Here is a 13,699-nt window from a genome sequence, read left to right as displayed (position 1 = left end):
AACTTTTACCTCCCTCAAAGTTTGTTACATAAAACTTAAAATTATTTCTCTACTGATAAGCCCATGATGTAAGTTGCAAGAGCTTGAATTTCTTCGTCAGATAAGTCGCCATAGATTGGTGCAGTACCATCTGGATTCATCATTAAGTTACCTGGTTTGTATTCTCCAGGATTCTTAATCCATGCTTGTAAGTTTTCTTCATTGTGCTCTAAGAAACCTGCAACACGGTTACGGTCACCAAATGTCGTTAAGTTAGGACCTAATCCACCTGTTCCGCCTACCCCTGATACAGCATGACAAGCTAAACAGCTGTTAGCAAATGTTGCTTCACCAAGATCTGTAGATGCTTTGTCAGCAGTTTGTCCTTCTGTAGCTTTCATTGTATCTACCCAAGCATCGAATGCTTCAGGGCTTAATGATTTAACTTTAAAGTCCATTAATGCATGCGAAGGACCACATAATTCAGCACATTTTCCATAAAATACGCCGTCTTTAAGGTCTTTCGATTCTTTATCGAATACGAGGTAGAATTTGTTTAAGTTTTCTACGTTTGTATCCATTTTACCGCCTACAGCAGGAATCCAGAATGAGTGCTTAACATCAGCAGCTTTTAAGTTAAAGTAAACTTTTTCGCCTGTTGGTACAACTAATTCTTGTGCAGTTACGATACCTTGGTTAGGGTATTCAAACTCCCACCAATATAATTTTGCAGTTACATTTACTGTAAGAGCAGTTTTATTACCGTTTTCGTCTACTTCGTCCATTGCAGCAACATCCGCAAATTTATAAGTAGCCGTCACAACTGGTACAGCAATAATTAATAATAAGATAATTGGAATAACTGTCCAAATCACTTCAAGTGTGTGACTTCCTTCTACTTGCTTAGGAATAACGTTCTCGCCGACTTTAGAACGACGGAACTTAACAAATGCAAGTAAATAGATAACTGATACTATTACTACTACTAGCGTCATAATTCCCGTAGTTAACAGTAATAAATTCAATTGTTCTTTACCTACTTCACCAGATGGTTTCAGTGCAGAAATGTATTCTTCACCACATCCAGAAAGGAAGACCATCATCACTGCTAGAAGTGAAAAAAGACGCCATTTTTTAAGCCCTTTCATCATAGCTTAATTAAACCCCTCTTTCTTTGTTGTATTTTCATGTGTACCTAGGACATTGGTTCTGTCTATATGAATTCTTTAGAGAAAAGAAAGAATTCCTAAAATTAGCTAAATACCGCAAATATTATGATGGATACAAATAGAATGGTCATATGATTCAACGAATAAATAAACATTTTATTTGCCCACTTTATATCATCTTTTGTGGTAAAGCCCTTAAGAGCTAGTATTACCCAACCCAAGTTCAATGCAGTCGCAAGTATTAAGAAGCCATTTCCTAGCTCTGTTAAAAGGAACGGTAACGGAAATAATAAAAGAATCCAGAAAACCATTGAGTACTTTGTTCGTTTAAACCCTTTTACAACAGGTAGCATGGGAATATTAGCCGCACGATATTCTTCTGTTCGTTTCATAGCAAGTGCATAAAAATGCGGTGGTTGCCATGCAAACATGATAAGAAATAAAGCAAGCGCTCCTGGACCAAGTGCAGGTTCAACTGCTGCGAAACCGATGATTGGCGGAATCGCGCCAGAAATACTTCCTACAACCGTGTTACTAACATGCTTCCTTTTTGACCACATTGAGTACAGAACGACATAAGCAAATATTCCTACTAGTCCCCACATGCCGGCAGCAAATGATGCCGCAAATAACAAAATTTCACCTACAATTAAAAATGAGAGGGCAATGGTCAATACAAAATTCGGCTTGAATCTACCTGTTACTGTCGGTCTTGCCTTCGTTCTTTTCATAATCGGGTCAATATCTTGATCAATGAAATTATTCATCGCACCCGAACCGCCGATAATTAATGCCGCACCCAGCATGGTGCAAAATATGACATCAAGCTCTTGCAAGAAATGTCTACCAGTAAACTGAAATGCCAGCCACATCCCTGTAAACGTTGTGACAAGATTCGAGTTGACGATTCCAATTTTTATTAGTGCTAAGAAATCTTTTACAACAGATGTTGTTTCTGGTTCAGTATTTCTAGTAACCGTCAGTGTACGACCGTTTGACATGATACCTCTCCTTTCATTTTTGTAAGCATATTCCGCTAACACTAACTATAGCGAAATTTGCGATTGATTTCTAGACGTTTAGTGAAATTTAGATGAAGTTGTAAAAATTAGCTTAGTCTAGAAATATAATTAAAAACAACATATCTATAGTAAAACATTTTCTAAAATGAATTGTGAAGGTTAAAGCACGAAATTATGAACAATTTGTGAAATGGAATCGACATCTATTACTCCCTTCTCTTTACAAGTTGTTTTTTAAACGTATTTTAGATATTATCTAGTAGCAGAAACATTACGTTCATGTAATGTTGATAGATAAAGTAGGTGACTCATTATATGCAACACAACAGGTATATGAAGTGGTTTGCTGTTGCTGCTACTGTGGGGATGCTCCTTATTTTACTGGGCGGGGCACTCGTTACCAAAACAGATAGTGGCTTAGGCTGTGGCCGAAACTGGCCCGATTGCAATGGTTCTCTAATTCCAAAAGAAATAACACCAGAAGTATTAATTGAATTCTCGCATCGTCTTGTTACAGGAGTCGTTTCAATTTCAATTCTTGCCTTAACAATATGGACGTGGCGTAAACTCGGTCATATTCGAGAAGTTAAATTTTTAGGTATCTTAGCAATGTTCTTCTTAATTGCACAGGCCCTTATCGGGGCAGCTCAAGTGCTTTGGGGACAAGGTGATTTCATTCTTGCTCTGCATTTTGGGATTTCCCTTATTTCCTTTGCAGCGGTTCTCCTTCTTTCTATGATTGTATTTGAAGTAGACCGGAAATTTGATGCTGATAACGTATTTATTGGCAAAAAGTTACGTTGGCATACGATTGCTGTCACAATTTATTCTTATTTAGTCGTCTATACGGGGGCGCTAGTACGCCATACTGATTCAAGCCTAATATGTCCTGATTGGCCGTTTTGTTACAATGAAACACCTTTTGCACTACCAAACAATATGTACGAATGGGTGCAAATGGGACACCGGCTTGCAGTTCTCATTATTTTCATTTGGATTACATACATAACGTGGCACGCTATAAAAGAATACAAAAATCAACGCGTTATTTATTATGGTTGGGTAATTGCCTTCATAATTGTAATTCTACAAGTTTTAGCTGGTATGTTAGTAGTCCTTACTAGATTAAATCTGACAGTCGCTTTATTGCATTCATTGTTTATTTCACTTTTATTCGGTCTGCTGTGCTATATGATTATGCTAGTAGCACGTAGTAATTTTAATGAGAAAAGTAAATGATTAAAGAAAAAGATTCGACACAATAACGTGCCGAATCTTTTCTCTATTTAAGCTTTGATTTGTCTTTTCGTTACTTCTGAACCAATCGCGCCTACAATTAAAATCCCAAATGACACAAGTGCAACATCTGTAAAAAATGTAGTAAATGGTATGGCGAAAAACCAACAAATTGCTGTAATAATACGCCCTGCTAATAATATTAAACCAATCATAAGCATCCAGTTAAATATACTTTTAAGCATGTTTTGTTTCCTCTACTTTCATTGCGTTCTTATAATTTCATTTATTTCTTCACTATACGACTGTGCTCCAATTGCTAGTGATCCCCCACCATATACTCACATATCGACCCTTGTCTCACTTTTGCCATCACATCAACGAAACGAATCTTAAAACATCCTTGAGCTTTTCCGTTTTCCAACACCCCGCATTACGCTATTAGTAGCAGTAGCGGATCATTCCCATCATCGCGTAGCTTATAATAATATGGCATAGCCTTTTCAGTACGTGCATAAAAAACAATTTTTAGCATGTCATATTATACTTAGGGTGTGTTGCTTAATAAGTAGTGCTCGCTTCGACAAAGCTAGCTAGTTGAACACTAGGCTCATCAGTTTCAAATGTTTCGTAACATAAGCTTTGCACATTGTTCGAGTAGTGCTTGTATAATTTGATTAATCCAATCTTGTCGGTCTGTGAAGTGATCGGAAACAAGTGTCGTACTAATGGAAGCCTGTTTTGCAATTTGAGCTAGGCTCGATTTGACATATCCGATATCATCGAATGTCACAATTGTTGCTTCAATAATTTGCTGTTTCCTCGCCTCTCTTATCAACTATCATAGACTCCACCTTTGATTAGTTAATCAAATTTATGTGCAAATATTATAAAAATAGAAAAAAGATTATTAGTACGCTAAAATAGCCGTCTAATAACCTTCTTTTTTAAATTATTCAATTTCTATTAATAGATCACCTGTTGAAATAGCATCGCCCGCAGTGGCGTATACCTCTTTGACCACCCCGTCCTTTGGTGCCTGTACCGTTGTTTCCATTTTCATGGCCTCGGTAATCAGTAGATGGTCCCCCCGTTTAACAGGGCTACCTTTGGAAACGACTACCTTCAGCACTGTCCCAGGCATCGTTGCACCTATTTGGTTCGGGTTGCTTGGGTCCGCCTTTAAGACGATACTGCCGTCTACTTCGACGGTCATATCTTGAATGACCAGTTCACGTGATTGGCCATTTAATTCAAAATACATGACACGTGTACCATCATGCTGAGGCTCACCAATCGAGACGAGCTTCACAATGAGGGTCTTGCCTTTTTCAATTTCCACTTCAATTTCTTCGCCTAATTTTAAGCCGTATAAGAACGTCGGCGTATCTAATACCGAAATATTGCCGAACGACTCGACTGTTTTCGCATACTCGTCAAATACTTTTGGATACAGGGCATAAGCGAGAATATCTTGTTTTGTGACCGGTCGCTGTAATTTATCTTCAAGCACGGCTTCTAATTGTGCAAAGTCTACAGGCGCTAATAGCTCACCAGCACGCACAGTAATGGCTTCACGATCTTTTAAGACTACTTGTTGGAGCGCTGGTGGGAAACCGCCATGGGGCTGTCCTAAATAGCCTTGGAAGAACTCGATGACGGAATCTGGAAAGTCAATTTGTTTTCCCTTTGTCAGGATATTGTCTTCATCCAGCTCATTTTGCACCATGAATAACGCCATATCGCCGACAACTTTGGACGACGGTGTAACTTTCACAATATCGCCAAATAACAGGTTGACTCGAGCATACATGCGCTTTACTTCATCCCAACGGTCGCCCAGCCCTACTGCTTTTGCCTGCTGCTGGAGGTTACTGTATTGACCACCTGGCATCTCATGCACATAAATTTCCGAATGCGGACTCATCATGCCACTTTCGAAATCTTTATAGTATTTCCGCACATCTTCCCAGTAGTATGATAGTTTTTCGAGTGACTCGATATCGGCACGAATCGCTCGTTTGCCGCCCTTCATGGCATAGTACAATGAGTTGGCACTTGGCTGTGATGTTAAGCCGGCCATTGACCCGAGGGCTGTATCAATGATATCCACCCCAGCCTCGATTGCTTTTGCGTATACATAAATCCCATTACCACTTGTATCATGTGTATGCAGATGAATCGGTAGGCTTGTCGCCTCTTTTAGCTCCGAAATTAAACGGTAGGCTGCTTCTGGCTTCAATAAACCGGCCATATCTTTAATCGCTAAAATATGGGCACCGGCCGCCTCTAGCTCCTGCGCCATATCTTTGTAATATTGCACCGAGTATTTCGCACGGGTATCGTCGAAAATATCCCCCGTGTAGCAGATGGCAGCTTCGGCGACTTTACCCGACGTACGCGCTGCATCTATCGCCACTTCCATGCCTTTTATCCAGTTCAAACTATCGAAAATACGGAACACATCAATGCCTGATGCGGCCGATTCGGCAATAAACGCACGGATTAAATTGTCTGGATAGTTCGTGTAGCCCACCGCATTGGCTCCGCGCAGTAACATTTGGAATAACACATTCGGTACTTGTGCGCGTAGTTTGGCTAATCGCTCCCACGGGTCTTCTTTTAAGAAGCGATACGCCACGTCAAATGTAGCTCCACCCCACATTTCAAGGGAGAAGAAATTGTGCATCATGCGCGCTGTTTCATCGGCAATTTGGAACATATCCTGGGAACGCACACGTGTCGCTAATAAGGATTGATGGGCATCACGAAACGTTGTATCGGTTAACAACACATCGTCCTGTGCAAGAATCCATTTAACGAGCCCCTCTGCACCTTGCGTCTCTAAAATCTGCTTTGTGCCCGTTAAAGGCTGACCATTCAAGTCTACTAATGGTTTAAGTGGCTGCGTGAAAATAGGCTTGGCCTTCTTTTCCACCCCTGGGAAGCCATTTAATGTGACATTGCCGATATAGGTCAGTAATTTCGTGCCTCGGTCTTGACGCACCGGGAAGTTAAATAATTCAGGCGTTGTATCAATAAAGCTTGTATCAAACGCACCTGAGATAAATTTTTCATGTGTCACGACATTATTTAAAAACGGAATATTCGTTTTCACGCCACGGATACGAAATTCTTTTAAATTGCGATCCATCTTCGCTGCGGCTTCTTTAAATGTCATGCCTGATGTTGAAATTTTCACGAGTAAGGAATCGTAATAAGGTGTAACCACGGCTCCTTGGAAGCCATTGCCGGCATCTAAGCGTACGCCAAAGCCGCCACTTGAACGGTAGACCATCAGCTTGCCTGTATCCGGCATAAAGTCATTGGCGGGGTCTTCAGTCGTAACACGTGCTTGAATGGCATAACCAAACAACGGAATAGCTGCCTGCTCAGGTATATGAATCGCTTCGCTATGCAAACCGTAGCCCGCCGCTACCTTGATTTGGGCATGCACAATATCAATACCTGTAATCATTTCAGTAATGGTATGCTCCACTTGGATACGAGGATTAACCTCAATGAAATAAAAATCTTCTCCCGCGACTAAAAACTCCACTGTCCCTGCATTTATGTACGAGACATTTTTCATCAGTTTCACGGCTGCATCGCAAATTCGATTGCGTAAATTTTCTGACAAAGAATTAGATGGGGCGATTTCAACGACTTTTTGATGGCGACGCTGGATCGAACAATCTCGTTCATATAAATGGACGATATTGCCGTCTTTGTCTCCGATAATTTGTACTTCAATATGTTTAGGCTGTAAAATACATTTTTCTACGTATACTTCGTCTGAACCAAAGGCAGCTTTGGCTTCTGATTTGGCGCGCTCGTAGGCTGATGTTGCCTCTTCCTGCGTGTGAACAACGCGCATACCACGCCCTCCACCACCTAAGGACGCTTTAATCATCAATGGATAGCCATATTGCGCACCAAATGTGAGCACTTCTTCGACCGAAGCCACTGGGCCATCTGTCCCAGGGATCACCGGAATATCTGCACGCACAGCCTGTTCGCGTGCCTTCACCTTATCACCGAACATATCGAGGTGCTGCGAGGTTGGCCCGATAAAAAGAATGCCCTCTTCTTCACAACGGCGGGCAAAGTCCACATTTTCAGATAAAAAACCATAACCTGGATGAATCGCATCAACACCTGCATCTTTGGCAATGGAAATGATGCCCTCGATATCTAAATAAGCATCGATTGGTTTCTTGCCAGCACCGACTAAATACGCCTCGTCCGCTTTATAGCGATGGAATGCCCCACTATCTTCACGCGAATAAATAGCCACAGTGCGAATGTTTAGCTCCGTACACGCACGGAAAATACGAATTGCAATTTCTCCCCTATTTGCTACAAGAATTTTGTTGATTGATTCCATTAGTATCCCCCTTATGATTGTGAACTTTTTCTTGCTACCTTTTCAAACATGGAAATATTCACTAATATTCCCATAGCTAAAGATAGCAAAATTATAGATGTCCCGCCATAACTAATAAAAGGTAGCGTTACACCGGTTAACGGGATTATCCCAGTTACACCCCCAAGATTAATAAACGTCTGCCATGCAATCCAGCATGATATACCAGCCGCAATCATGCGTGCTAACGGATCTTTCGTACGCAGTGCGATTGAAATACCTTTATATACGATAAATCCTAAACCACTTATGACAATCAGAACTCCCCAAATACCGAGTTCCTCCATAATAATCGCCATAATAAAATCTGTGTGAGGTTCTGGTAGATAACCTAACTTTTGAATCGATTGCCCCAGACCTCTACCTTCTAAACCACCACCACCAATTGCGTAATAACCATTTACAACCTGATGACCAATTGTATCCTCATAATCGAATGGATTAAAGTAAGATTGGATACGACCCATTCGTTTTTCGGTTAACACTTGCCCTTTAAAGGCAAAGAGTAGAGTTAAAATAATACCACCAAACGCCCCTAACACGCCAAAAAATTTCCAAAATATTTTAAATGGTATACCACTCGCTGCTACGACAGAAATAGCAATCCCACAAAGAATAATTACAGCTCCTAAATCGGTTTCAAAGGCAACACTGGCTACAACAAGTATCCAAAGAAATATCGGATAAAAAATCTCCGTTGGTTGCAGCTTTTCAAACGTATATTTTTGTGCTTTGCGATAAAATGCAGCAGCAAAATATAAAATTATAAATAGTTTCGCATACTCGGAAGGTTGGAAATTCCCTAATCCTGGAACAATAATCCAACTTTGCGAGCCTACCTCTTCAGCACCAAAACCCGCTACTTTTAACCAGGTAAAGAGCACCACTAATATAACCGTTAATAGCAACATTATATTTTTATTAGCATAATGCTTATACGGGAAAATTGCTGCTACTAAAAAAGCTAAAAATGCCACTGTTAGGTTTTTCACCTGTTTGAGATAAAAGTAATCTGGCGCTTGTCCCTCTCTTACTATCGCCACCATCATACTTGAACTATAAATCATCACTAATCCAAAGAGACTTAACAATAGGACCGTAAAAAATAATGGATAATCAAAATTTTGTGCATAGCGTTTTAGATATTGTTTCATTGTGAAAACCTCGTTCTAGAAAAAAAACTCAAATCGCAAGGAGCGTTTGAGTTTTTTCTTTTTATTTGTCTGTATACGCGTCATGTAGTACAGAAAGTTCTTTCTCGAGCGAGTCGAGAATTTCTTTGCCTTTTTCGCGTTCAATGAGTCCAAGCTTCACAGCAAAGTCTATTTCACGTGAAAGGCCGAACATTTGTGTATCTAATACTTCCTCATATAAAGGGCATTGTGGCATTGTTAAATGATCCATTTGTACTCGAATGAGGCGAGCAATTTTATCTGCATCAGCTACTAATAGCTCCAAAGCCTTCTCTTGAAAAGAAGTTTGTGATTTCGTATCCATGAGGACGCCCCCATTATCTGATATTTCTTCGATTCTATCTTAATAAAGTTTATCTTCTAGTCGTTAAAAATGCAAGTGTCTTCGTTGTAAAAAGACAATTCGAATTATATTTCTTTATTATCTCCTGTCATTAGCGGTATACTATTTCATGGATATACAAGATTTGAGGAGGATTTCTATTATGGAAACAATTATTCCTATCAAGGGTGCAGTTTCATATCAACTTACATTAGATCCAACTGTTTGGATTTTCGATGACCGTAAACTAGACTTAAACACATACTTCCACACAAAAGTAGACGAGGAAGATGCGGATACAAAATATATGCGTGAAGTTGGTGCTCACTGGTCACGTGAAATTATGGAAGGTGCTACTTTCCCACCAACATTAAAATCAGAACGAAAATTCGACCGTAAAGGAATGGAAACAGGAACTTTTGGTATCGAATTAAGTCATTTTTTGAAAAACGCTGACATTAAACCGGAAGCGACAAAAATCGTCATTGAATGTCAAGAAGGTCAAGAACATACATTTACCATTGAAGAAGCATATACACTTATTTTTAAATACAGCCAAGATGGTAAGCCGTTAAATGAAGATGGACCCGTTCATGTATTGTTCGGAGACGGCTCAAATGTAGACAATCCTATTAAAAATGTGTTAGCCATTCGTGCAGAATAGGGAGGGTATGCTATGCGCGTAAAATGTGTCATTTGCGATACGATTAACCAGTTAGATGATGATTTACCGTTAGCAAAAAAATTACGCAATCGTCCGATTCATACGTATATGTGCGACACCTGTCATGATCGTATTAAACAAAATACAGTAACACGAATAGAAACGGGTAACTTCCGTTTCTATCGTACGTCTCCACATATGGATAAAGAGTTTTAAGATTCATTAACAATACAAAAGGTTTCGGGTATGCTGGTCATTCTCGAAACCTTTTGATTTTTTTTGTGATTTTCATTCAAGTGGCGCCCCACTCTCTGGTTCAGCCGTAGTCATCTTGATTTCTTTTATTTGTTCTTTTTCAAACTTCACTATGGATCTTGTTCATTATTTATATTTTTAAGTCATCCTATCCATCGTCGCATCATTTTTAGACGTCTCGAATTGATTGGAGCGCAGGCTAGTGTAGCTGGCGGCATTGCCCTTTCACTACAGAACAAAGCTTCCTGCGGGAATAGCATGAGCTGAAGTTTCCGCAGAAACTTAGCGGCGAGACTGAAGCCATGCCCGCTACAAAGCGTCCGCCTTAGTGGAAATCAATGGGTCCATATAGATACTTCTATCTTTTAAAAAAAGATGGTAAACAAACTCAATCTTTTGAGTTTGTCTACCGCCTAAAAGGGGCTGGGACAAAACTTTAAATTTTAAGAAAGAAAAGCAAATGTATTATTAAATTTTTGCTATCTAAAATAAAGAAAAATTTTGACGTTCTTCCTTTTAGAATAAAAAAAATTTAGAAGAGTGCACTAGTTGATGGTAGCGAAGGCGGCGACTCCTGTGGGATTAGCATGACGCCTGAGACTACACGCCCCCGGAAAGCGTCCGCCGTAGTGGACATAACGTTCACAGCAAAAAAGTGTTAGATCGACATCAGTCAATCTAACACTTTTTCTCTTTTGTCCCAGCCTCTTGTCAATTAACCATTATTTTTTATAATCGCCTTCTCAATCAATTCGACAACTTGATACATAATAGTGGCAAAAAAAGCGATAATGAGCAGCGACATTAGCACAAGATTAAAGTTAAATACTTGGAAGCCATAAATGATTAAATAGCCAAGTCCTTTCGACGCCACTAAAAACTCGCCTACGATAACTCCGACCCATGACAACCCAACATTAACCTTCAATGTTGAAATAATTGTTGGGAATGATGCTGGTAAAATGACCTCTTTAAATGTTTGCCACCTTGTTGCTCCGAATGTTTGCAAAACTTTACTATAATTCGGATCAACTCCCTTAAAGGCGGTATAAACAACAATAGTTGTAATGATAATCGAAATCAGTGCACCCATGGCGATAATTGAAAAGTATCCTGGGCCGAGTGCAACGATTAGAATCGGTCCGAGCGCAACTTTTGGCATTGCATTTAAAATTACTAAATACGGGTCTAGTATCTTTGATAACATAGGTGACCACCAAAGTACTGTTGCGATTAACGTCCCTAGTAAAGTACCCGCAATAAAGCCAATAATCGTCTCCATAAGGGTCACACTAACATGTAAAGTTAACGAACCATCACTCACTTTTTCTATAAACGTGTGCCACACACGAGTTGGTGAACTAAAAATTAAGCGATCAATCCATTCAAGTCTTGAAAATAATTCCCACCCACCAAAAAATACGACTAAGATAATCAGTTGATATAACCGCACGAAACGTTTTTCTTTTTTAAGCAACTGCAAGTATTGTTTAAATTGTGTGTTATCCAAGGCTCTCCAGCTCCTTCCAAATCGTTTGGAATACTTCTGAATATGCCGGATGTTGTCTTACATCAAAAGGTGATAACTCTTGTAATTCTGTTGGTATTTCAAACACTTTATGCAAAGTACCCGGGTTTGCTGAAAAGAGAAATACTCGTTCACTCATTGCAATGGCTTCACCAATATCATGAGTCACGAGAATCGCCGTTTTATGATAGGCCTTTAATGTTTCAACGACTAAGTCCTCCAGCTTTAATTTTGATTGATAATCAAGTGCAGAAAATGGTTCATCAAGCAATAAGATTTTGGGGTTAACTGCCAGGGTTCTTGCCAAAGCTACACGCTGACGCATTCCCCCAGATAATTCTCTTGGATAACTGCTCCCAACATGCGGCAAACCAATTTCTTGTAAAAGTGCATTCGCTGTTACCTTATGTGATTTTTTGTTGCGTTCAATTAATTTTAAGCCAATTGTGACATTTTCTTCTATTGTTTTCCACGGAAATAAATAATCTTGTTGCAGCATATAGCCAATGAGTGACTGATTATGTGGGGAAATTTCTTCATTGTCAATAAACACCTTACCTTCTGTCGAACGAAATAATCCAGCAATTATCGACAATAGAGTTGTTTTACCACAGCCACTTGGCCCTATAAAAGATACAAACTCACCTTCTCGAATAGTTAAACTAATATCACGTAAAACTTCCTTTGCCTGCGTACTTGAAAAATAGCTGTGGTGAATATGTTCGAGCTCTAAAAACCCCATTACTCTGCAGCCTTTTTAGCAAACGTTGTATTTACAAGCTTTTCATAATCTACACGTTGAGGAAGTTCACCTGCTTCCTCCATTATCGTTTGTAGGTTATCCCATTCTGCTTCATCTAAAATTGCATCAGTTGCAAATGAGCCCTGAGATTTATAGCGCTCAACAACTGTTTCAATTACAGCTACATCGACATTTTCAAAATAGGGCTGAATAATTTTCGCAATTTCAGCAGAACTTTTTTCCTGCACAAAATCTTGCGCTCGCTTCAATGCATTTGTAAAGCTCTGAACTGTTTTGGCATCATCCTCTAAATAACTGCTTTTTGCCATAAATGAAGTATAAGGTAAGTGACCCGATTCAGTGCCAAATGAGGCAACAATATAGCCCTTGCCTTCTTTTTCAAATACACTAGCGGTTGGTTCAAATAACTGAACAAAATCTCCAGTTCCAGAGGCGAAGGCAGTAGCAATATTAGCAAAATCAATATTTTGAATGAGTGTTAGATCTTTTGTAGGATCAATGCCATGCTTTTTCAACACAAATTCGCCTGCCATTTGAGGCATTCCACCTTTACGTTGCCCTAGGAATGTAGACCCTTTTAACTCTTCCCACGAAAAGTTTTCAATCTTTTCACGCGCAACTAAAAATGTACCATCTGTTTGCGTTAATTGTGCAAAGTTTTGAATCGGATCATTTGAGCCTTGCGCCGTTACATATATAGATGTTTCTGAGCCAACTAAGGCGATATCAATGCCATCCGACAGTAACGCTGTCATTGTCTTATCGCCACCTGCTATTGTTTGAAGTTCAACCGACAGCCCTTCATCTTCGAAAAAACCTTTTTCAAGGGCTACGTATTGCGGTGCATAGAAAATCGAGCGCGTCACTTCTCCAACTTTGACTTTTTCGAGCTCAGCTTTATTACACGCCGCCAATGAAAGGAGCAACAAAGCAATACCACTAAATAAAAAACCTTTTTTAAGCCAACGCATTCCATTTCCTCCCTGATTGATGAAATAGCCTATCGACATTAACTTATTCACGTTAGAAGATTTCGGTGCCAACCATTTTACTTCGCGAAACACCATTGATTGAAATTAAGTGTGAAGGAGTTCTTTCCTATGTAGATTGCTAAAGACGTTAATACTTATCTCTCTAACCAC

At 39.6% G+C, this 13,699-nt stretch carries 13 protein-coding genes; 3 read left to right on the top strand and 10 right to left on the bottom strand.

Annotated features, from left to right (window positions below):
* Nucleotides 1-41: 41 nt before the first annotated feature.
* Nucleotides 42-1,130: a cytochrome c oxidase subunit II gene (coxB, locus tag C9J31_RS04850; RefSeq protein ID WP_107947637.1), complete on the bottom strand. Its 1,089-nt coding sequence runs from the start codon at nucleotides 1,128-1,130 to the stop codon at nucleotides 42-44.
* Between the two features lie 101 nt (nucleotides 1,131-1,231).
* Nucleotides 1,232-2,149: a heme o synthase gene (gene cyoE / locus C9J31_RS04845; RefSeq protein ID WP_107947636.1), complete on the bottom strand. Its 918-nt coding sequence runs from the start codon at nucleotides 2,147-2,149 to the stop codon at nucleotides 1,232-1,234.
* Nucleotides 2,150-2,485: 336 nt separating this feature from the next.
* Between cyoE and C9J31_RS04840 the strand changes: the two genes are divergently transcribed.
* Nucleotides 2,486-3,409: a COX15/CtaA family protein gene (locus C9J31_RS04840; protein WP_054767093.1), complete on the top strand. Its 924-nt coding sequence runs from the start codon at nucleotides 2,486-2,488 to the stop codon at nucleotides 3,407-3,409.
* A gap of 47 nt (nucleotides 3,410-3,456) precedes the next feature.
* Here C9J31_RS04840 and C9J31_RS04835 read toward each other — a convergent pair whose 3' ends face one another.
* From C9J31_RS04835 to C9J31_RS04815, 5 genes are all read right to left on the bottom strand, one after another.
* Nucleotides 3,457-3,651, bottom strand: coding sequence for a hypothetical protein (locus tag C9J31_RS04835; RefSeq protein WP_107923191.1), 195 nt, complete (start codon nucleotides 3,649-3,651; stop codon nucleotides 3,457-3,459).
* Nucleotides 3,652-4,025: 374 nt separating this feature from the next.
* Complete coding sequence (locus C9J31_RS23540; RefSeq protein ID WP_235616168.1) at nucleotides 4,026-4,244, bottom strand: TetR family transcriptional regulator C-terminal domain-containing protein; 219 nt, start codon at nucleotides 4,242-4,244, stop codon at nucleotides 4,026-4,028.
* A gap of 114 nt (nucleotides 4,245-4,358) precedes the next feature.
* Nucleotides 4,359-7,793 (bottom strand): pyruvate carboxylase, encoded by a 3,435-nt coding sequence (pyc, locus tag C9J31_RS04825; protein WP_107947635.1) that lies wholly within the window; start codon nucleotides 7,791-7,793, stop codon nucleotides 4,359-4,361.
* Between the two features lie 11 nt (nucleotides 7,794-7,804).
* Nucleotides 7,805-8,986 (bottom strand): FtsW/RodA/SpoVE family cell cycle protein, encoded by a 1,182-nt coding sequence (locus tag C9J31_RS04820; RefSeq protein WP_107947633.1) that lies wholly within the window; start codon nucleotides 8,984-8,986, stop codon nucleotides 7,805-7,807.
* 61 nt (nucleotides 8,987-9,047) lie between these two features.
* Nucleotides 9,048-9,329: an Fpa/YlaN family protein gene (locus C9J31_RS04815; RefSeq protein ID WP_004224778.1), complete on the bottom strand. Its 282-nt coding sequence runs from the start codon at nucleotides 9,327-9,329 to the stop codon at nucleotides 9,048-9,050.
* A 181-nt stretch (nucleotides 9,330-9,510) separates the two neighbouring features.
* Here C9J31_RS04815 and C9J31_RS04810 point away from each other — a divergent pair, with 181 nt between their 5' ends.
* The gene (locus C9J31_RS04810) at nucleotides 9,511-10,011 is read left to right on the top strand and encodes a molybdopterin-binding protein (RefSeq protein ID WP_107923194.1); all 501 of its coding nucleotides are present in this window, start codon (nucleotides 9,511-9,513) and stop codon (nucleotides 10,009-10,011) included.
* 12 nt (nucleotides 10,012-10,023) lie between these two features.
* Entirely contained in the window at nucleotides 10,024-10,227 is a 204-nt protein-coding gene (locus tag C9J31_RS04805) for a YlaI family protein (protein ID WP_010858286.1), read from the top strand.
* Between the two features lie 754 nt (nucleotides 10,228-10,981).
* Here C9J31_RS04805 and C9J31_RS04800 read toward each other — a convergent pair.
* From C9J31_RS04800 to C9J31_RS04790, 3 genes are read right to left on the bottom strand one after another with little or no spacing between them, the layout of a single operon-like run.
* Nucleotides 10,982-11,776, bottom strand: a complete 795-nt coding sequence (locus tag C9J31_RS04800) for an ABC transporter permease (protein WP_107947631.1) — start codon at nucleotides 11,774-11,776, stop codon at nucleotides 10,982-10,984.
* Nucleotides 11,769-12,536, bottom strand: coding sequence for an ABC transporter ATP-binding protein (locus C9J31_RS04795; protein ID WP_107947630.1), 768 nt, complete (start codon nucleotides 12,534-12,536; stop codon nucleotides 11,769-11,771). Before C9J31_RS04795 ends, C9J31_RS04800 begins: the two co-directional genes overlap by 8 nt.
* Nucleotides 12,536-13,528: an ABC transporter substrate-binding protein gene (locus C9J31_RS04790; protein WP_107947628.1), complete on the bottom strand. Its 993-nt coding sequence runs from the start codon at nucleotides 13,526-13,528 to the stop codon at nucleotides 12,536-12,538. Before C9J31_RS04790 ends, C9J31_RS04795 begins: the two co-directional genes overlap by 1 nt.
* Nucleotides 13,529-13,699: the final 171 nt, after the last annotated feature.

Origin of the sequence: Lysinibacillus parviboronicapiens, assembly GCF_003049605.2 — a bacterium.
In the GTDB taxonomy this organism is placed as follows: Bacteria; Bacillota; Bacilli; order Bacillales_A; family Planococcaceae; genus Lysinibacillus; species Lysinibacillus parviboronicapiens.
The sequence above is the reverse complement of the archived record's forward strand: the minus strand, read 5'-3'. Positions and strand labels throughout refer to the sequence as shown.

Excerpts from the sequence above, each read along its gene's own strand:
- coxB (WP_107947637.1), bottom strand. The coding sequence starts at position 1,130 with ATGATGAAAGGGCTTAAAAAATGGCGTCTTTTTTCACTTCTAGCAGTG.
- cyoE (WP_107947636.1), bottom strand. The coding sequence starts at position 2,149 with ATGTCAAACGGTCGTACACTGACGGTTACTAGAAATACTGAACCAGAA.
- C9J31_RS04840 (WP_054767093.1), top strand. The coding sequence starts at position 2,486 with ATGCAACACAACAGGTATATGAAGTGGTTTGCTGTTGCTGCTACTGTG.
- C9J31_RS04835 (WP_107923191.1), bottom strand. The coding sequence starts at position 3,651 with ATGCTTAAAAGTATATTTAACTGGATGCTTATGATTGGTTTAATATTA.
- pyc (WP_107947635.1), bottom strand. The coding sequence starts at position 7,793 with ATGGAATCAATCAACAAAATTCTTGTAGCAAATAGGGGAGAAATTGCA.
- C9J31_RS04820 (WP_107947633.1), bottom strand. The coding sequence starts at position 8,986 with ATGAAACAATATCTAAAACGCTATGCACAAAATTTTGATTATCCATTA.
- C9J31_RS04815 (WP_004224778.1), bottom strand. The coding sequence starts at position 9,329 with ATGGATACGAAATCACAAACTTCTTTTCAAGAGAAGGCTTTGGAGCTA.
- C9J31_RS04810 (WP_107923194.1), top strand. The coding sequence starts at position 9,511 with ATGGAAACAATTATTCCTATCAAGGGTGCAGTTTCATATCAACTTACA.
- C9J31_RS04805 (WP_010858286.1), top strand. The coding sequence starts at position 10,024 with ATGCGCGTAAAATGTGTCATTTGCGATACGATTAACCAGTTAGATGAT.
- C9J31_RS04795 (WP_107947630.1), bottom strand. The coding sequence starts at position 12,536 with ATGGGGTTTTTAGAGCTCGAACATATTCACCACAGCTATTTTTCAAGT.
- C9J31_RS04790 (WP_107947628.1), bottom strand. The coding sequence starts at position 13,528 with ATGCGTTGGCTTAAAAAAGGTTTTTTATTTAGTGGTATTGCTTTGTTG.